The 18,757-nt window shown below is 62.9% G+C and carries 17 protein-coding genes; 10 read left to right on the top strand and 7 right to left on the bottom strand.

What is annotated here, in order from left to right; all coding sequences use genetic code 11:
* Window positions 1-4: 4 nt before the first annotated feature.
* Window positions 5-2,548 (bottom strand): ligase-associated DNA damage response DEXH box helicase, encoded by a 2,544-nt coding sequence (locus ASD03_RS04345; protein WP_025425830.1) that lies wholly within the window; start codon window positions 2,546-2,548, stop codon window positions 5-7.
* Window positions 2,549-2,656: 108 nt separating this feature from the next.
* Between ASD03_RS04345 and ASD03_RS04340 the strand changes: the two genes are divergently transcribed.
* A complete protein-coding gene (locus tag ASD03_RS04340) occupies window positions 2,657-3,160 on the top strand; it encodes an Rrf2 family transcriptional regulator (RefSeq protein ID WP_025425831.1) in 504 nt (167 codons plus the stop codon).
* A 32-nt stretch (window positions 3,161-3,192) separates the two neighbouring features.
* Window positions 3,193-3,657 (top strand): carboxymuconolactone decarboxylase family protein, encoded by a 465-nt coding sequence (locus ASD03_RS04335; protein WP_025425832.1) that lies wholly within the window; start codon window positions 3,193-3,195, stop codon window positions 3,655-3,657.
* A gap of 64 nt (window positions 3,658-3,721) precedes the next feature.
* Here the strand turns inward: ASD03_RS04335 and ASD03_RS04330 are convergent, their stop codons facing one another.
* Both ASD03_RS04330 and ASD03_RS04325 read right to left on the bottom strand, forming a co-directional pair.
* Window positions 3,722-4,357: a YitT family protein gene (locus tag ASD03_RS04330; protein ID WP_025425833.1), complete on the bottom strand. Its 636-nt coding sequence runs from the start codon at window positions 4,355-4,357 to the stop codon at window positions 3,722-3,724.
* Between the two features lie 107 nt (window positions 4,358-4,464).
* Complete coding sequence (locus ASD03_RS04325; protein ID WP_025425834.1) at window positions 4,465-5,403, bottom strand: class I SAM-dependent methyltransferase; 939 nt, start codon at window positions 5,401-5,403, stop codon at window positions 4,465-4,467.
* A 424-nt stretch (window positions 5,404-5,827) separates the two neighbouring features.
* Between ASD03_RS04325 and ASD03_RS04320 the strand changes: the two genes are divergently transcribed.
* From ASD03_RS04320 to ASD03_RS04310, 3 genes are all read left to right on the top strand, one after another.
* Window positions 5,828-6,094 (top strand): DUF6460 domain-containing protein, encoded by a 267-nt coding sequence (locus tag ASD03_RS04320; protein WP_025425835.1) that lies wholly within the window; start codon window positions 5,828-5,830, stop codon window positions 6,092-6,094.
* Window positions 6,095-6,096: 2 nt separating this feature from the next.
* Window positions 6,097-6,600 carry a CAP domain-containing protein gene (locus ASD03_RS04315; protein ID WP_025425836.1) on the top strand — a complete coding sequence of 168 codons (504 nt, stop codon included), beginning with the start codon at window positions 6,097-6,099 and terminating at the stop codon, window positions 6,598-6,600.
* Window positions 6,601-6,942: 342 nt separating this feature from the next.
* Window positions 6,943-8,301, top strand: coding sequence for an MATE family efflux transporter (locus tag ASD03_RS04310; RefSeq protein WP_025425837.1), 1,359 nt, complete (start codon window positions 6,943-6,945; stop codon window positions 8,299-8,301).
* Here ASD03_RS04310 and ASD03_RS04305 read toward each other — a convergent pair.
* Together ASD03_RS04305 and ASD03_RS04300 are read right to left on the bottom strand one after the other, a co-directional pair.
* Entirely contained in the window at window positions 8,277-9,365 is a 1,089-nt protein-coding gene (locus ASD03_RS04305; protein ID WP_025425838.1) for a quinone-dependent dihydroorotate dehydrogenase, read from the bottom strand. The genes ASD03_RS04310 and ASD03_RS04305 overlap by 25 nt on opposite strands.
* Entirely contained in the window at window positions 9,362-9,709 is a 348-nt protein-coding gene (locus ASD03_RS04300) for a DUF952 domain-containing protein (protein WP_025425839.1), read from the bottom strand. The genes ASD03_RS04305 and ASD03_RS04300 overlap by 4 nt, the downstream gene beginning before the upstream one ends.
* A 122-nt stretch (window positions 9,710-9,831) precedes the next feature.
* Here ASD03_RS04300 and ASD03_RS04295 point away from each other — a divergent pair, with 122 nt between their 5' ends.
* Complete coding sequence (locus ASD03_RS04295; protein ID WP_025425840.1) at window positions 9,832-10,251, top strand: hypothetical protein; 420 nt, start codon at window positions 9,832-9,834, stop codon at window positions 10,249-10,251.
* Window positions 10,252-10,326: 75 nt separating this feature from the next.
* Window positions 10,327-10,977 carry a response regulator transcription factor gene (locus ASD03_RS04290; protein WP_025425841.1) on the top strand — a complete coding sequence of 217 codons (651 nt, stop codon included), beginning with the start codon at window positions 10,327-10,329 and terminating at the stop codon, window positions 10,975-10,977.
* Window positions 10,978-11,102: 125 nt separating this feature from the next.
* On the opposite strand, the gene ASD03_RS04285 is transcribed toward ASD03_RS04290, so the two are convergent.
* Window positions 11,103-14,606 carry a PAS domain-containing hybrid sensor histidine kinase/response regulator gene (locus ASD03_RS04285; protein WP_025425842.1) on the bottom strand — a complete coding sequence of 1,168 codons (3,504 nt, stop codon included), beginning with the start codon at window positions 14,604-14,606 and terminating at the stop codon, window positions 11,103-11,105.
* Between the two features lie 271 nt (window positions 14,607-14,877).
* Here ASD03_RS04285 and mscL point away from each other — a divergent pair, with 271 nt between their 5' ends.
* The 3 genes from mscL (at window position 14,878) to galE (ending at window position 18,039) form a co-directional block, all read left to right on the top strand.
* Complete coding sequence (gene mscL / locus ASD03_RS04280) at window positions 14,878-15,306, top strand: large conductance mechanosensitive channel protein MscL (RefSeq protein ID WP_025425843.1); 429 nt, start codon at window positions 14,878-14,880, stop codon at window positions 15,304-15,306.
* Between the two features lie 257 nt (window positions 15,307-15,563).
* Window positions 15,564-16,730 (top strand): pyridoxal phosphate-dependent aminotransferase, encoded by a 1,167-nt coding sequence (locus ASD03_RS04275; RefSeq protein WP_025425844.1) that lies wholly within the window; start codon window positions 15,564-15,566, stop codon window positions 16,728-16,730.
* Window positions 16,731-17,016: 286 nt separating this feature from the next.
* Entirely contained in the window at window positions 17,017-18,039 is a 1,023-nt protein-coding gene (gene galE, locus ASD03_RS04270) for a UDP-glucose 4-epimerase GalE (protein WP_025425845.1), read from the top strand.
* Window positions 18,040-18,048: 9 nt separating this feature from the next.
* Here galE and ASD03_RS04265 read toward each other — a convergent pair whose 3' ends face one another.
* Complete coding sequence (locus ASD03_RS04265) at window positions 18,049-18,366, bottom strand: chorismate mutase family protein (RefSeq protein ID WP_025425846.1); 318 nt, start codon at window positions 18,364-18,366, stop codon at window positions 18,049-18,051.
* Between the last annotated feature and the right edge of the window lie 391 nt (window positions 18,367-18,757).

The raw sequence follows: 18,757 nt of genomic DNA, 5'->3' as shown, positions 1-18,757 counted from the left end.
TATTCTATAGCGGCTCGCCGCCCATCGCTTCGTTGATCAGGTCGTCTGCGGCTTCGGAAAGCAGGAAATCCTGCGCCTCGCCCTGGATCGCCTCCTTGCCGATCTCCAGCATGACGGGAACGGCAAGCGGCGAGATCCGGTCGAGCCGGCGATGGGTGATGTGGCCCTTGATTCGCTTCAGCATATCCCCAAGACGGCCGATGTCCAAAAGCCCGGTTGCCGCATCGTTGCGCGTGGCCTCCAGCAGCAGGTGGTCCGGCTCGTGCGCGCGCAATACGTCGTAAATGAGGTCGGCCGATACGGTCACCTGGCGGCCGGTCTTTTCCTTGCCAGGGTGTCGCTGGTCGATCAGCCCGGCAATGACCGCGCAGTTGCGAAAGGTCCGCTTCAGCAGAAAGGATTCGTTCAGCCAGGCCTCAAGGTCGTCGCCAAGCATGTCCTCGTCGAAGAGATCGGCGAGCGCCTTGCGGCGCAGTTGGAATGTCGCGCCGAGATCGTCCAGCGCCCAGACCGCCAGCGAGTAGTCGGTGGCGACGAAACCGAGCGGTTTCAGGCCGGCACGGTCGAGCCGGCGGGTGAGCAGCATGCCAAGCGTCTGGTGTGCAAGCCGCCCCTCGAAGGCGTAGATCACCATGTAGTGCCGGCTGCCGCGTGGAAAGGTCTCGATCAAAAGTTCGTCCTCGCGCGGCAGCATCGATACGTCCTTCTGCAGCGACAGCCAGTCACGGACCTGTTCGGGCAGTGCCGCCCGCCGGGCCGGGTCGGCCAGCATCTTGCGCACCTGTTCGGCGAGGTAGGTCGACAGCGGAAACTTGCCGCCGGCATAGCTTGGTACCTTCGGGTCGAAGGAAAGCGCCTGGCTGACGAGGCATTCGCTTTCGCGGATGCCTTCGAAACGCAGCACCTTGCCGGAAAACAGGAAGGTGTCGCCCTGCGACAGCATTTCGAGGAAATATTCCTCGACCTTGCCGAGCGACATGCCGCCGCGGCCGAGCGAACCGCGCTGGTTGCGCTTGACCATGCGCACGTTCAGCATCGGCGATTCGACGATGGTGCCGACATTGAGGCGGTATTGCTGCGCGACCAGCGGATTGGAAACACGAAAGAGCCCCTCCTTGGTCTTGCGGATGCGGGCATAGCGCTCGTAGGTCTTCAGCGCATAACCGCCGGTCGCGACGAAATCGACGACGCGCTCGAAGGTTTCCCAGGTGAGCGACGCATAGGGCGACGCGCTGGTGATTTCCTCGTAGAGCGACAGGGGACCGAACGGTGCGGCACAAGCCATGCCGAGCACATGCTGGGCAAGCACGTCGAGCGCGCCCTTGCCGACCGGCGGCGTATCCTGCGCACCGATGTAATTGGCGTCGAGCGCCGCCTGGCACTCCATCACCTCGAAGCGGTTGGCCGGCACCAGGATCGCCTTCGAAGGCTCGTCCATGCGGTGGTTGGCGCGGCCGATGCGCTGAGCGAGCCGGCTTGCCCCCTTGGGCGCGCCGACATGCACGACGAGGTCGACATCGCCCCAGTCGATACCGAGGTCGAGCGTCGAGGTGGCGACGACGGCGCGCAGCCGGTTCTCCGACATAGCCGCCTCGACCTTGCGCCGCTGTGCGACATCGAGCGAGCCATGGTGAAGTGCGATCGGCAGGTTGTCGTCATTGATGGTCCAGAGTTCCTGGAACAGCAGCTCCGCCTGGCTGCGGGTGTTGACGAAGAGCAGGGTGGTGCCGTGCTCCTTGATCGCGGCGTAGACGTCGGCGATGGCGTAGCGTGCCGAATGTCCAGCCCAGGGGACGTGTTCGTCGGTGCGCAGGATGGAGATATCAGGCTTGGCCCCACCCTTAACGGTCACGAGGCCGGCATGGTCGCTTCGATCGGGTGACTGCGGCGCCAGCCAGCGCTGCAGGTCCATCGGGTCGGCGACCGTCGCCGACAGCCCGATCGTCTGCAGCCTGGGCGCCAGTCTGCGCAGCCGGGCAAGGCCGAGCGACAGCAGGTGCCCGCGCTTCGAGGTGACCAGCGAATGCAATTCGTCGAAGACGACGTAGCGCAAATCCCGGAAAAAGCGCTCTGCCTCGCCGTTGGCAAGCAGCAGCGCCAATTGCTCCGGCGTCGTCAGCAGGATGTCGGGCGGGTTGAGCTTCTGGCGCTGGCGCTTTCCCTGCGGCGTGTCGCCGGTGCGGTTTTCAACGCGAAGCGGCAGGCCCATTTCGTCGACCGGCTTCATCAGATTGCGCTCGATGTCGACGGCAAGGGCTTTCAACGGCGAGAGGTAGAGCGTGTGAATGCCGGTAAAGGCGGAGCCCGGAGGGATTTTTCCGCGCCGGGTGAGATCGACGAGAGAGGGGAGAAAGCCGGCGAGCGTCTTGCCGGCCCCGGTCGGCGCGATCAGCAGCGTGCATTCGCCGGCCTCCGCCCGCGCCAGAAGTTCCAGCTGGTGGGCGCGCGGCTGCCAGCCCTTCTCGCCGAACCAGCGAAGGAAGGGGGCGGGCAAGGCCAACGCGTCGCCTTGCGGGCGCGGGGAATCGATCCTGTTCACGGAGAACAAAGGTAGATCAAATCCGGCAAAAGAGAAGCCCGCGGCCTCGGCGATCCCAGGGCGATTGACTCTTCGGTAAATCGTGGATAAAGAATATCCACGATATGGAGGCGGCGAATGAAACTCGGGGACGGTGTCGAGCAGGCGATCCACAGCATGACGATGCTGAGCTGTCTTCAGCCCGGCAGCACGCTGTCGGCGGCAGCGCTCGCCGAATTTCACGGGGTTTCAACCAGCTATCTCCTGAAGCATCTCCAGGCCATGTCCGGGGCAGGGCTGCTCGAAGCGGTTCCCGGCCCGAAGGGTGGCTACCGGCTCGCCCGCCTGCCGGAAAAGATCAGCCTGCTCGATATCGTGCTTGCGGTCGAAGGGCCGGAGCCGGCGTTTCGTTGCAACGAAATCCGGTTGCGCGGCCCCCATCCCTATGCCTGCAAGCCGAAGGCGGCGTGCACGATCAACGTCGCGATGCTGAAAGCCGAGCAGGCCTACCGCGCCGAGCTTCGGCGCGTGACCATTGGTGACATCATCGCCGATCTCAACGCCATAGATGACGGCAGCATCTCGGCGCGGACCAACACATTCCTGGCGGTCAACGAACGCAAGTCGACCGCCGGCGCCTGAAACAACGATCCCAACCACCTGAAGGAGAAGACATGCATCCGCGTTTGAACTTCGTCAAAGCCGCTCCCGACGCTTACAAGGCTGCGGCAGCCTTCGACAGCTACATCATCAAGGAATCCGAACTGGAGCCGCGCCTGATCCACCTGATCAAGTTGCGTGCCTCGCAGATCAACGGCTGCGCCTATTGCATCGATATGCATGTGAAGGAGGCGCGTCATACCGGCATGAGCGAGCAATGGATCCACCTGATCTGCGCCTGGCGCGAATCGCCGATCTATGATGCCCGCGAACGCGCGGTGCTCGCCTGGACCGAAGCGCTCACCAACCTTGCCCAGACCGGTGCGCCCGACGCGGACTTCGAGCCGCTGAGAGAGCATTTTGACGAAGCCGAGATCACCAAGATCACCATGGCCATCGGCGTCATCAATGTCTGGAATCGCGTCGCCGTCGGCCTGCGTTCGCAGCATCCGGTCGATGCGCCGGCAAAGGCCGCCTGATACCTTCGAGGCGGGCCGAAAGCACAGCCCCGAAGTCTATTCGGGGCTATCGGCAAGTGATGTTCTACAGGGCGATGTAACGATCGGCGCGGTGGTTGATGGCCACGAACAGGTTCAGGACCACAGCGCCGAGCACCGACCAGGCAACCACTGCGGGGGACGTCACGCCGAAGGCGGCGACCAGCACGACCATGTCGATGGCAAGCTGCACCAGCCCGGCGCGAACGCCGAAACGCTCCTGCAGGTAGATGCCGAGAATGCCGACGCCACCGAGGCTCGCGCGGTGGCGATAGAGCGCCAGCAGGCCATAGCCGAGAAGCAGGCCGCCGATCAGCGCCGCCCAGGCCGGGTGGATATCGCCGATGTGGAACAGGCGCGACTGGATGTCAGTCAGGAACGAGGTCACGCCGATGGCGATGAAGGTCTTGACCGTGAAGGCCGGCCCAAGCCTCTTCAGCGAGAGATAGAAGAACGGCAGGTTGAGCAGGAAGAACGCGAGGCCGAAGTTCACGCCGGTCGCGTAATGCAGCAGGAAGGCGACGCCGGCGGTGCTGCCGGTGAGCAACCCGGCGCTTGCCAGGAAATACAGGCCGAGCGCGGCGATCAGGCTGCCGGAGAAGATGCCCTGCAGGTCCTCGATCGGCGTGTGCCGGGTCGGGCTGGTGTTCCAAAGACCGAAAACGCTGCTGCTCAGAGCCATGGCAAAAACCTCGATTGCGATGCGCCAAGCAATGCTGCAACGCACAAAAACAATCAAGAAAAATATGTCAGCAATGCTGACGTAATTTTGCGAACCAGCCCTGCGTTTTATGCAGGCTTGCGGGCCAAAAACAGGATGCCCGAGATCGGCTGGCCAGCATCCATGCGGATGATCGTGCGCTCGACAGCCACCATTTCCAAGCCGTGGGATTGGAGAAGCTCGCGGATATAAGCCTCGCTATGGGCGTAGCGCAGCGACGGGCGCAGGACGAAACCATCGTCCGTGCCGGCATCCTCCACCGAGAAGGCAAACAGGCCTCCATCGGAAAGCAGCTTGCCGACGATCTCGGCGACGCCATCGAGGCTGCCGAGATACATCAGCACGTCCGCGGCACTGACGAGATCGGCGCGGGCTGCCGCGAAATTCCCGAAGACATCAGATTGTTCCGGAGGCAGCGATAGGTCGGCCCGCGCCAGCCGGTCATAGACGGCTTTCGTCTCTGCCTTCGACAGCATGTTGGCGGAAATGTCGAAGCCTTCGAGAAATGCCGCCCGCTCGCGGATGCGCTCGCCGAAGAGCCCGGTGCCGCAACCGAGGTCGACGACATGCTCGAAATGCCCGCCGGCCGTTGACGTCTCGATCAGCGCAGCGAGCTTTTCCGGCACGCTGTAATCGAGCTTCTCGACGAGCGCCTGGTCGAACCGGTCGGCGTAGTCATCGAAAAGCCGCTCGACATAAAGGCTCGGCGGTTGTTCCGGCATCTCGGTCGCGCCGAGCAGCGCCAGCTTCAGCCCCGCGCCAAAAATGTCTTTCGGATTGAGGCGCAAGGTTTTGCGCAGCGCGTCGATCGCCGCCTCTTTCCGGCCCGATTTTTCCTCATAGTCCGCCAGCCGGAACCAGCCGGCAGCCCATTCCGGGACACGCTCGAGCGCCTGGGCCATGAGATCGGCCGCGCTCTCGGGCTCGCCGGCCTCGGCAAGCATTTTTGCGTAGTCGGCGCGGCGATCGGCGATCAGGTCGCCGGAGGAGAGCTGGTTGAGCGTCATCAATGTGAGATGTTGGTTGCGATCAGCGCTTCTGACGCCGGACCGGGCAAAACACAAGCGGAATCTGAAAACCGGGCATAATACCAACCTGCGCTGATATTGACCTATTGCGTGGGACCGTCTGCGGTCATCCGGCGAGGAGCATACCGCAAGAGCGATGCCTTGGCATCGGTCGAGGATTGCGACGCTGCCGCTGGCCGACAGACGGCCCACCCGAAGGGCCGGGCGCTTTTGGCCTCCGGATAGCGTCGATAATCCTCACCGGACCACTTGGTCCGGTTCCGGTTTTCTCCTTGCCGGAAACCAAAATCGCTCCGGCGCAATAGGTCAATATCAGCGCAGGTTGGTATAAGCCCGCCTTTTCCGGTGACTTGCGAGGGTGCGAATGGCAGCTTATGTGAAGGGAAACAGGAGTATTTCGCCGATGTCGGACGGAGTGAACAAATTCTTGGGGGATTCGCCGCTGCGCGTCCTCGTCAAGCTCGTCGTGGTGTCGATCCTGGTCGGGTTCGTCATGACCGTTTTCGGCTGGTATCCCGCCGACATCTATTTCGGCATCCGCAACTTCCTGCTCGACCTCTGGCACACGGGCTTCTCCGCCCTTGGCCGGATCGGCGACTATCTGCTGCTGGGCGCTGCGATCGTCATTCCCGCCTTCGTCATCCTGCGTGTCATGAGCTACCGGCGTTGAGCATGAAGGATCAGCTTTTCCTCATCGAGCGCCGCGGCTTTCTGCGCGCCGGTGCCGTGCTTTCGCTTGGCGCTCTCGCCGGCTGCACCACATCCAACGTGCTGTCGCCGGCAACTGGCACCGGCAGCGACCAGACCGCGGCGAGCCTCGGCTATGTCAACGTCCTGCGCAAGAACAAGGGCCTGTCGCCGCTGGTGGCGGACAAGGCGGCTTCCGCTGCGGCCATGAGCCAGGCGGCGAGAATGGCCAAGGTCGGCAAGATGCAGCACCTGATCGGCTGGAACGACAGTTTCTACGACAGGATGAAGAGCCAGGGCGTGGTCCTTCCGGCTGCCGAGAACATCGCTGTCGGCCAGGACGACGCCGAACGCGCCTATGACGCCTGGTACAAATCGCCGAAGCATCTGGAAAACATGCTTGGCAACTATCGTGGTCTCGGCGTGGCCGTGGCGCAAAACGCCGCTTCGGGCAACCGGCCCTATTGGGCCATGGTGCTGGCGGGCTGATCGCTCGTTTCTCTGTCACCGCGTTCGAGGCCGCCCCTCATCCCCCGGACCTTCTCCCCGCGGGCGGGGAGAAGGGACGACGCTCTACCGTTTTGCCTTCCATCGGGACGTTGCGTTTTCCCGCGGGCTTGCCGGCAGCTCCAATCTTGCCTGCAAACCTACGAGGCATTCGACATCTGTCGCCCGTGTGCGTCCTCTCTCCCCGCAAGCGGAGAGAGAGTTAGGGTGAGGGGCCATCGTGGCGCTGAGGTATCGACTGCTGTCACCAACCGCAGTCTCTTGCGCCCGCCTATGATCTTTCCCTAAAACGGTCGTCACGCACTCATTCCCCTGGACCGTTCGATGACCGCCATTTCTCCCGCCGCGCAGACCGAAACCGCCGGCCCCTTTGAGGTCACCCACCGGCTGATCCTGGCGATTGCGCTGCCGATGACGCTGGGCTTTCTGACCACGCCGTTGCTCGGCCTCGTCGATACCGCGGTGGTCGGCCGCATGGGCCAGGCGACGCTGCTGGCCGGACTTGCTGTCGGGGCGATAATCTTCGACCTGATCTTCACCACCTTCAATTTCCTGCGCGCCGCCACGACGGGCCTTGTCGCGCAGGCCTATGGTCGGGGTGACCGGCGCGAACAGCAGGCCGTGTTCTGGCGCTCGCTGGTGATCGCGCTTGCGGCCGGTGTTACGGTTGTCGCCCTGTCGCCGCTTTTGCTCGCCGGTGGTCTCTGGCTGATGGACCCACCGGCAGAAGTGGAAGCTGTTACGCGCACCTATTTCCTCTGTCGCATCCTCTCGTCCCCGGCGGCACTTGCCAATTATGCTATCCTCGGCTTTGTGCTCGGGCGCGGCCAGGGCACGACCGGGCTGTTGCTGCAGGCTTTGATCAACGGGGTCAACATTGTGCTGTCGATCCTACTCGGATTGATCCTGGGCTGGGGTGTCGCCGGTGTCGCGATCGCAACCGTGACCGGCGAGGTCATCGGCGCTCTGGTCGGCTTTGCCATCGTCTATGGCCGCTTCGACAGGACGGACGCGCCGAGCTGGGCGATGATCTTCGACCGCGAACGGCTCCGGCCGCTGTTCGGGCTCAACCGCGACATCATGATCCGGTCCTTCGTTCTCGTCGCGGCCTTCGCGCTGATAACGCGGATCGGCACAGCTTTCGGCCCGGTGACGCTGGCGGCGAACGCGGTGCTGATGACCATTTTTCTCGTTGCCGGCTATTATCTCGACGGGCTTGCCAATGCGGCCGAGCAACTGATCGGCCGTTCGATCGGTGCCCATTACCGTCCGGCTTTCGATCGGGCACTGAAGCTGACGATGGCATGGTCGCTCGGTCTCGCCGCCTTGACGACGATGGCGCTCCTGCTTTTCGGCCGCGGGATGGTCGATCTCTTGACCACGGCGCAAGACGTTCGCATGGTCGCTTACGAATATCTGCCCTGGGCGGCCCTGACGGCGATGACCGGCGCGCTCGCCTTCCTGATGGATGGGGTCTTCATCGGCGCTACCTGGTCGCGCGACATGCGCAACATGATGCTGGCAGCCCTGGTCGGATACATAGCCGCCCTGGGGATCCTTGTCCCCGCCTTCGGCAATCACGGCCTATGGGCGGGGCTCAACCTGTTCCTGCTGATGCGTGGCCTGTTCCTGCTCGCCAGAATTCCGGCAAAGGCCGGTCAGACCTTTCGTTCGGTCCAGTAGTCGAGGCGGCTGTCACGAAGGTCGCGGATCGATGTCAGGCCCTGGCGATCGCAGAGCTCGGAAAGCCCGCGCACGATCCGGCCGGGCAGCGCCGGACCTTCATAGACCATGCAGGAATAGAGCTGGACCAGGTCGGCGCCGGCGCGGATCTTCTCTGCAGCCGTTTCGGCCGAACTGACGCCGCCGACACCGATGATCGGCAGGGCCGGGCCGACGCGCTTGCGCATCCGGGCAAGAACGGCCGTCGATTTCTCGAACAGCGGCTTGCCGGAAAGGCCGCCGGCTTCCTTCGCCTGGGCCTGGTCTTTGAGGCCATCGCGCGAAAGCGTCGTGTTCGAGACGATCAGCCCGTCGAGATCTTGGGCGAGCACTTCGGCCGCGATGTCATCCAGGCCTTCCTCGGTCAGATCGGGAGCGATCTTGAGGAAGACCGGCACGCGCCTGTTGCTGCGCGAGGCTTCCTCGTCGCGCGCAGCAAGCACGGCCGAAAGCAGCGTCGCCAAACTTTCGCGCGCCTGCAGGTCGCGAAGACCGGGCGTGTTCGGCGAGGAGATGTTGGCGGTGAAATATCTGGCGACGGAGTAGAAGGTGTGGATGCCGCTGACATAGTCGCCGATGCGATCGGCACTGTCCTTGTTGGCGCCGATATTGACGCCGATCAGCGCGTCGCGCGAGCAGGCCTTGAGGCGGGCCAGGGCTGCGCCGTGGCCCTCATTGTTGAAGCCGAGGCGATTGATCACCGCTTCGTCTTCCACCAGGCGGAAGATGCGCGGCTTGTCGTTGCCCGATTGCGGACGCGGCGTCACCGTTCCGATTTCGGTAAAGCCGAAGCCGATCTTCAAAAGCGCTTCCGGCACCTCGGCATTCTTGTCGTATCCAGCTGCCATGCCGAGCGGATTGGGGAAGGCAATACCGGCAACGGTCTGGGCAAGCCGCTTGTCCTGTCTGGACGGACAGCTCGGCACGAGGCCGGTCTTCAGTGCCTTGATCGACAGTCCGTGGGCTGCCTCCGGATCGAAGAGGAAAAGGCCGCGGCGGGCAAGATTGGCAAAGGGATTGGTCATGCCTCGAGTTCCGGGAAGACGTGAAGGCCATCGGCGCCGAGCGGCAGCGGCTTTTCCCACAGGACGGCCGAAAGGAACAGCGGTGCGTAGAGATGCGGGAAAAGGGCACCGCCGCGTGACGGCTCATAGACCAGCTCTTCGCCGAGCGCATCGCCATCGATCGCCACCAGCAGCAGGCCTTCCTGCCCTTCGAAGTGGCGGGCGGCGGTTTCGATCGCCTGCTCGCCGGTCGAAAAGTGGATGAAGCCGTCCGCGAGGTCGATGGGCGCGCCATCAAAACGGCCGGTGCGTTTGGCTTCCTGCCATAGTGCGGCCGGAACGATCTTGTATATGATTGAGCTCATGATGCCCGCTTGTCCGTCGTGATATCCTGTCGTGGCCTTGCCGCAAATATCGGCGATTGTCCATTGCTGAAGATCTTTCACCGGCGGATTTCCGCCCGTATGTCCGCAACGGAGAGGAAATCATGAGAAGAGCAATTGCAGTCATGCTTATAGGCGGCAGCCTCGGCCTTGCCGCAGGCGCACGCGCCCAGGAACCGGCGCCCGGTCGCTACGCCATGCAGAAGTCGGACACCGGCATTGCCCGGCTCGACACCCAGACCGGCGAGGTCTCGCTCTGCCAGGAGAAAGACGGTCAGCTCGTTTGCCGCATGGCTGCCGATGAGCGCACGGCTTTCGAATTGGAGATCGATCTCCTTACCAAGCGGGTGGAAGCGTTGGAAAAGGCCGCTAAATCCGGTGGGGCCGTCGCAAAACCGGACCTTCCGACCGACGAAGAGATTGACCGGACAATGGGCATCATGGAAAGAATGATGCGCAAGTTCATGGATATCGTGAAGGATCTTGAAGGCAGCAGCGACGGAACGTCGCCGCAGAAGACCTGACGGGTCGGACGGACTGTGCGGCTACAACCGGCGTGGGGACGCGGGCTGCAGCCGAAGCTCTTGGGAGGGAGCGACATGACGCCGGACATGACCATCATCATCGCAGACGACCACCCGCTCTTTCGCGGCGCCATGCGGCAGGCATTGAGCGGCATGGCCGGCGCGCCTGCCATCGTCGAAGCCGGCGACTTCGCTGCCGCGCGCAAGGCCGCCGCCGATTGTCCCGACGCAGACCTGATGCTGCTCGACCTCACCATGCCCGGCGTCAGCGGCCTGTCGGGCCTGATCGCCCTTCGCGCCGAATTTCCAAGCCTGCCGGTCATGGTGGTTTCCGCACATGACGACCCGGCGACGATCCACCGGGCGCTCGATCTCGGCGCCTCCGGCTTCCTGTCGAAATCGGCGGGGATCGAGGAAATCCGCGATGGCATCGAGAAAGTCATGGCCGGCGAAGTCTTCGTGCCGGCCGGCTACGAGCAGGGGCAGGAATACGAGCCGGAGGTCGCCGATCTCCTGCAGCGGCTGCAAACCTTGACGCCGCAGCAATCGCGCGTTCTGAGCATGCTCGGCGAGGGCCTGCTCAACAAACAGATCGCCTATGAGCTCGGGGTTTCCGAGGCGACCATCAAGGCGCATGTCTCGGCGATCCTGTTGAAGCTCAACGTCGACAGCCGCACGCAGGCCGTCATCCAGCTTTCGAAGATCGGTACTGTGGCGGCGGCCTAGAGCATCCCGCGCAAAAGTGGGCACCCGGTTTTGCGATCGCGACATGCGACGGAACCAGCGCTTTGAGTTCGAAAAGCGTTCCTAAAAGAACGCAGCGCGCTTTATGCGCGACACCGCATTAGCGACTATTCCGCAGCCGTCTTTGCCGCCGTCGAGAGCTGGGTCAGCCATGCCCGCATGGCGGCTGGCCGCACCGGCTTGTTCTGCAGGCCGACGCCGTCGCGCTCCGCCGCGCCGCGCACTTCCGGCGACCGGTCGGCGGTGACGAGCAAAGCCGGTATGTTGTCGCCGAACAGCGCCCGGATGCGCGCGATCGCCTCGATGCCGGTGCCGTCGTCGAGATGGTAGTCGGCGATGATGGCGTGCGGACGCTCCTGCGTGGACGTCGACATCTCGGTGCAGGCGTTAAGCGATTCCGCCGTCGTGACGACGCAGCCCCAGCCCGATAGCAGCACCCGCATGCCTTCGATGATGCGCGGCTCGTTGTCGATGCAGAGCACGCGCAGGCCGTTGAGCGCCTCGCTGGCCTTGGTCGTCGGCACGGGCGGGACGGCGACCCGTTCTCCCGCCGTTGGATCGAGCGGCACCGTGACCTTGAAACCGGTGCCCTTGCCGGGCTTGGACTGCAGGCTGACGGGATGGTTAAGCACCCGCGAAATCCGGTCGACGATCGAAAGCCCGAGGCCGAGCCCGGATGCGGTGCGGGCGCCCTCGTCGAGGCGCGCAAACTCCTTGAAGACGGTGCGGAACTTCGATGACGGGATGCCGATGCCGGAATCCAGCACTTCGATCGTCGCCATCTTGCCGCGCCGGCGCACGCCGACGAGCACCTTGCCTCGGAGCGTGTATTTGACGGCGTTCGAGACCAGGTTCTGCACGACGCGCCGGAGCAGGTTCGGATCCGTGCGCACCACCAGCGACGTCGGCATCACCACCAGCTCGAGGTCTTTCGCCCGTGCCATCGGCGCGAAATCCGTCTCGACCCGGCGCAAGAGGTCGTTGAGCGGGACCGACTGCAGGCGCGCCTTCATCGCGCCGGTGTCCAAGCGGGATATGTCAAGAACGGCACCAAGAATGGCTTCTACCGATTCCAGCGAGGAATCGATGTTTTCCACCAGAGTGCTGTTGTCCGATTCCCCGAGGCGTTCGACCAGCGAGGAGGAGTAGAGCCGGGCGGCGTTGAGCGGCTGCAGGATGTCGTGGCCGGCGGCGGCAAAGAAGCGCGTCTTGCCGATATTGGCCTCTTCGGCGGCGGCGCGAGCCTCGGCGAGTTCGTGGTTCACCCGGGTCAGTTCGCCGGTGCGCTCGGCCACCCGAAGCTCGAGCGTCTCGTTTGCCTGCTTCAGCGCCATGTCGGCGGCGACCCGCTGGGTGATGTCGGTGTAGGTCGTGACGATACCCTTGTCGGGCATTGCGTTGGTGCGCACTTCAATGATCTGCTGGCCGTTTCCAAGCTCCATCAGGAATGGCTTGTCGAGCGTCAGGAAGTTGGCGATCAGCCGCTTCTCGTCCTCCTTGCGGATATCGCCCCGCTTGGTGAGGATCGCGACGATGTCGGCAAGCGGGAAACCCACCTGGCCGGCGGCTTCCGGCAGGTCGAGCAGCTGGCGGAAACGCCGGTTCCAGATGATCAAGTTGTTGGCGTTGTCGAAGACGGCGATGCCCTGGTCCATCTGCGAAAGCGCGGTCTGCAGCATGTCCTGATTGTACTGCAGCGCTTCGCTTGCCTGGTCCAGCAGCCAGGCCGTATCCGACGAGGTGTCGTCGACCCGTTGCAACACCAGCGAAAACACGAGGCGGGCCGAGGACGAGCCGATGGCGCTGCCGAGCAGCTGCTCGGAAAAATGCACCAGCGCCATGTCGGCGGGCGCATTGTCGTCGAGCCAGCGGCCGGACTGGCGCTCATAGGTATGGAACGAACGCTGCATGCGCTCGTCGCCCATATAGCGGGCGATCGTCGCCTTGAGGTCGCGGACGGTGATCTTGGTCTTTCGGCCGCGAAACGCCCTCTCGCTGCGCGAGCGCCGGGTGATGAAGACCCCCGCCTGAAAACGTTCGAGCGGCTTGGGTGCCCGGGTCAGCGAGGCGAGCACGTACATGGTCAGATTGACGAGCAGGCTGAGCGCGGTGGCGTTGACCAGAGGATCGGCGTCAGTGCCGGAAAAGACCTCGGTGAAGGGTAGCAGGAAACTGAGGACCGTCGTTGCGACATGCGAATTATCCGGTCCGCCGAGGCTCGGCAGGAACAGGAGATAGGCCCAGACGAAGAAGCCCGAGACCATGCCGCAGATGGCGCCGCGGGCATTGGCCTGACGCCAGACCAGGCCGCCGAGCAGAGAAGGTGCCATCTGCGAAATGGCAACGAAGGAGAGAAGCCCGAGCGAGGCGAGGCCGGCGCTGATATCGGCCGAACGGTAATAGGCATAGCCGAGCAAAAGCACGACGAAGATCGCCGTGCGGCGAATATTGAGCAGTGTGCCCGCGAGATTTTCCTGCAGCCCGCCGCGCTGGCCGAGATTGCGGCGCAGGAAGACTGGCATGACGATGTCGTTGGAAATCATGATCGACAGCGCCACGGAGGCAACGATGACCATGGCCGTCGCTGCCGAAAAACCGCCGATGAAGGTAATCAGCGTCAATAGCGGCAGGCCGTTGGCGAGCGGCAGCGTCAGCAGGTAGAGGTCGGCGTCGCCGGATCCCGAGAAGGTCAGGATGCCGGCAATGGCGATCGGCAGAACGAAAAGGTTGATGGCGACGAGGTAGAGCGGAAAGAGAATGCCGGCGGTGCGCAACTCGCCTTCGGTGCGGTTCTCGACGACAGTGACATGAAACTGCCGCGGCAGCATGATGATCGCAAAGGCCGAGGTGACGATCAGCAGGATCCAGCGCGCGATCGGCGTTTCGTAGGAGAGCGCCTTTTCGACCGCCGGGCTTTGCTGGGCGAGGGTCCACAGATGCGTCGGCCCGTCGAAAATCACGAATACGATGTAGAGGCCGGCGGTGATCAGCGCCACCAGCTTGACCACCGATTCCATCGCGATCGCGAGGATCAGGCCGTCCTGGTGTTCGGTTGCATCCGTATGGCGGGTGCCGAAGACGATGGCGAAGCAGGCGAGGAACAGGGTGACGAGGAGCGGCAGGTCGATGAAGCTTTGCCCGGCGCCGATGCCATAGTCGCTGGTGTTGATCATCGCCGCGACCGAGCTCGAGATCGCCTTCAGCTGCAGCGCAATATAGGGCACGGCGCCCACCAGCGAAATCAGCGCAACGATCGCCGCCACCGCCGGGTTCTTGCCATGGCGGGCGGCGATGAAGTCGGCGACCGATGTCAGCTTCTCGGTCTTGGCAAGCCGGATGATCTTGCGGATCAGCGGCATGCCAAGCGTGAACATCAGGATCGGGCCGATATAGATGCCGGTGAACTCGAGGCCACGCTCGGCCGCAAGGCCGATGCCGCCGAAATAGGTCCAGGACGTGCAATAGATCGCAAGGCTCAGCGCATAGACCAGCGGCCTGCCGTTGACCGCAGTGCTTTTTTTCCTGGCCCGCCGGTCGCCGTAGCTTGCGACTGCGAAAAGCAGCAGCAGATAGGCGAAGGCCGAGGCGAAGATGACCGAACCCGAGAGCATGCCTCATTCCTCCGGGGGCAAGCATAGGCCAACTGCAAGAGGTTGAGAATTGCCTCGGCATCAGTCTTAAGTTCAAGGCGGCGTTGAAGAAAGCGCGCGGCCCGCCGGTGTCGTCAGCGGGCGATCGCAATCGGGCAACTCGCTTGCATACGATTTGATCAAAGGCAAAGAATGGTTTCCCCCCTGCCCGCTTTGGTTTAGTTTCCGTAAACGGTTGCAGCGCGGGACAGCGCCAGCGGTCGCTTTCAACGGGGATAATACGGAGAGACGTATGCTGAATGAGTTCAAAGAGTTTGTTGCCCGCGGGAACGTGATGGATCTCGCGGTGGGTGTGATCATCGGCGCCGCTTTCAGCAAGATCGTCACGTCGATCGTCGAAGACCTGGTGATGCCCGTTGTCGGTGCGCTCACCGGTGGCGGTTTCGACTTCTCCAACTACTTCCTGCCGCTCTCGGCCAACGTGACGGCGACGTCTCTTGCCGCTGCCCGTGAACAGGGCGCCGTCTTCGCCTATGGCAACTTCATCACTGTCCTCATCAACTTTCTGATCCTCGCTTGGATCATCTTCCTGATGATCAAAGCGGTAAACCGCGTGCGTGCATCGGTCGAAAAGCAGAAGGAATCCGAGCCGGCCGCTCCGCCGCCGGAAGATGTCCGGCTGCTTTCGGAAATCCGCGATCTCTTGAAGCAGCGCGCCTGAGTTTCCTCTTCCCGCGGGCTCCGGCGTCGTCGACCGAAGCCCGCGAAACATCACAGAAATCAATAAACCGGTCAGATAAAGTCGCGTGATCGCCGCTGCGAAAGCGGCTAGAAGCGACGGGCGATCCGGAGCGGGATCAGGAAAAGTGTGGGCGGTTTTCCGCCCGCATCCCGCTCTAACTCATGAAAATCGATCACGTTTTTGATTTGGGTCGAGCCAACCCGACCAAATCAAAAACGTGATCCAGGAGCCCGTCGATGACCATCATCACCACCCTCAGTCCCCGTGCACTCTCGGCGCCGGAAAGCGGCATCGTCGAGGTCGTGAACTATGCCCGTGGGCGCGACGGTCTGATCCCGCTCTGGGTCGGCGAAGGCGATCTTTCGACCCCGACCTTCATTTCCGAGGCCGCCAGCGAAGCGTTGCTCGCCGGAGAAACCTTCTACACCTGGCAGCGCGGCATCCCGCCACTGCGCGAAGCGCTGTCGCGCTATTACCAGCGCCGGTTCCAGAAGACCCTGTCACCGGAGCATTTCTATGTCACCGGCTCCGGCATGCAGGCAATCAAGCTTTCGATCGAGGCGATCACCTCGCCGGGCGACGAGATGGTGCTTTTGACCCCGGCTTGGCCGAATTTTGCCGCGGCTGCCGAGCTGTCGGGCGTCAAGCCCGTCTCCGTTGAGCTCCGCTTCGAAAACGGCACGTGGCAGCTCGATCACGAGCGGCTCGAAGCGGCAATCGGTCCGAAGACCAAGGCTCTCTTCATCAACACGCCGTCCAACCCGACCGGCTGGACCGCCAGCCATGACGATCTTCGCGCCATTCTGGCGCTGGCGCGCAAGCACGGCCTCTGGATCGTCGCCGACGAGATCTATGCGCTTTATCACTACGCAGGCGGCCGGGCGCCTTCTTTCCTTGATGTGATGGACGACGACGAGCGCATCATCTTCGTCAACTCCTTCTCCAAGAACTGGTCGATGACCGGTTGGCGCGTCGGCTGGATCGTCGCCCCGCCGGCAATCGGCCAGGTGCTTGAAAACCTGGTGCAATATGCAACCTCAGGCGTGGCGCAGTTCATGCAGCGCGGCGCCGTCGTGGCGTTGGAAGAGGGCGATGCTTTCGTCGACGCCAACATTGCCAAGGCCGCACAGAGCCGTGACCTCTTGTGCGACGCGCTGATCGCCACCAATCGGGTCGAAACGCTGAAGCCGGACGGTGCGATCTATACGTTCCTCAAGATCGACGGCGTCACGGATTCGCGCGCTGCGGCGATCGACATCGTCGACAAGACAGGCGTTGGCCTTGCGCCGGGAACCGCATTCGGCGATGGCGGCTCCTTGTTCATGCGCGCCTGCTTCCTGCGTGATCCGGCGCAGGTCGCGGAAGCGGCACACCGCCTGCAAAATTACATTCTCGGTCGGTAACGGTCGCCATCGCTTAGGTCGGCGTGCGCTCCTGCATAATTCCTTAAATCAGGATAGATTTAAGGCAAAAATTATGCAGCAAGTTTAGAATGTTACAGCGTCCTTAGCGCGTCAGATTTGACGCGCGGCGCTGTAAGTGCCCCGCCGACCTTTCGGCGTGACTATTTCTTAACTCTACACCAAGGAATTGTGGTCCCGCGGCCGCGCAGACGTGCGGCCCTTACCTATTCCGAAAGCATCTGTGGGTTTTGCTGTCTCCTATGTTCCAGGGAACGGGAAGCAGTAAATGGCTGTGTTGGTAACGGGCGGTGCCGGCTATATCGGCAGCCACATGACGTGGGCGTTGCTCGACGCCCACGAGGATGTGGTCGTGCTCGATCGACTGTCGACCGGTTTCCGCTGGGCCGTGCCATCAGAGGCGCGTTTCTACCGTGGCGATGTCGGCGACAAGGTATTGCTGGCACGCATCTTCGACGAGAACAGCATCGATGCGGTCGTGCATTTCGCCGGTTCGGCGATCGTTCCTGAATCGGTTGCCAACCCGCTTGCCTATTACGAAAACAACACCGGCAACACGCGTACGCTGATAGAGGCCGGCGTGAAAGCGGGGATCGGCGGTTTCGTTTTCTCGTCGACGGCGGCCGTCTATGGCAGCCAGGACGGCGCGGAACCCGTGCGCGAGACGACAGCCCTCCACCCCGAAAGCCCCTATGGGCTATCGAAGCTGATGGCCGAATTGATCCTGCGGGATGCCGCTGCAGCCCACGATTTCAGCTATGTGGCGCTGCGCTATTTCAACGTCGCCGGCGCCGATCCCCTGGGTAGGACAGGTCAGTCGACGACCGGCGCAACCCATCTGATCAAGGTCGCCTGTGAAGCCGCGCTCGGCAAGCGGCCGAAGGTCGATATCTACGGCACGGATTATTCCACGCCCGACGGCACCGGCATCCGCGATTACATCCACGTGGCCGACCTCGTCGAAGCCCACATGCGTGCGCTTGCCTATCTCAGGGCCGGTGGCGAGCCGTTGATCAGCAATTGCGGCTACGGCGAGGGTTTTTCGGTGTTGCAGGTCATCGACACCATCAGGCGCATCTCTGGCCGTGACATTGCGGTTAAGCATGGGCCGCGGCGACCGGGCGATATCGCTCGCATCGTTGCCGATCCCGCGCTCGCACGGCTGAAGCTTGGATGGGTGCCGGCCCATGCAAGTCTTGACCAGATCGTAGAGAGCGCCTTCGCCTGGGAAGAGCATCTTTCACGCAAGAACAGCTACGACCTGCCACGCCCGCAGATGCGATTGGTCTGAGGCCCTCGATCAGGGCGTTTGATCGTCGCTCGTTTCGCCCAGTATCTTTTGTTCATGCGCGATCGCGTGGTTGATCAGCCGTGCCCAGATCTCCTCGTAGAAATCCGGGTCCAGGTTCTGGCTCTCGGCATTCTTGCGGGCATTCTCGCGCACTTCCATGACCCGCGCCGGGATATCGGCCTTCAGCTTCAGCGGCCGCTTGATCTCTGCGGCGCGGTCGATATAGCCCCAGCGCTCGGCGAAAAGCGCCATCAGCGCCTGATCGAGCCGATCGATCTCGGCGCGCACATCGGCCATATCAGTGCATTCGGCTGGGGTCTTTTGCATCTGTCTCGTCCGGTTGCGGCAGGGATGCCTTGCGCCCGCAGGGGCACGCGGCGCTCTTGCGGCGCACTGCTAACAAACGGCGGGGGATCTGAGAAGAGGCAACAGGGTCGCACGGTCCCAGTGTCAGCGGAACGGTGATCACGAGGTGACACCGGGACCGTAATCACCAGGTGCCACCGGGTTGGTGGTCACCTCAGCAGGCGATCGCTTGGCGAGGGAGGAGGGTGCGGTCCTGTCTCCGTCCGCGGCGATCGCCTGCTGACGTGTTGGGAAAAGCTAACCCGCCAAGCTTGAGCGAGGCTTTATGCCCTGTCACCGAACCATCATGATCAGGTGCCGATCATCAGCTTGATTATCAGGCCGACGACGGTGACGGTCACCACGCCCGCAC

The sequence above is a fragment of the Ensifer sp. Root127 genome (assembly GCF_001425225.1).
GTDB classification, from domain to species: domain Bacteria; phylum Pseudomonadota; class Alphaproteobacteria; order Rhizobiales; family Rhizobiaceae; genus Ensifer; species Ensifer canadensis.
This window is presented reverse-complemented; position numbering and strand designations above follow the sequence as displayed.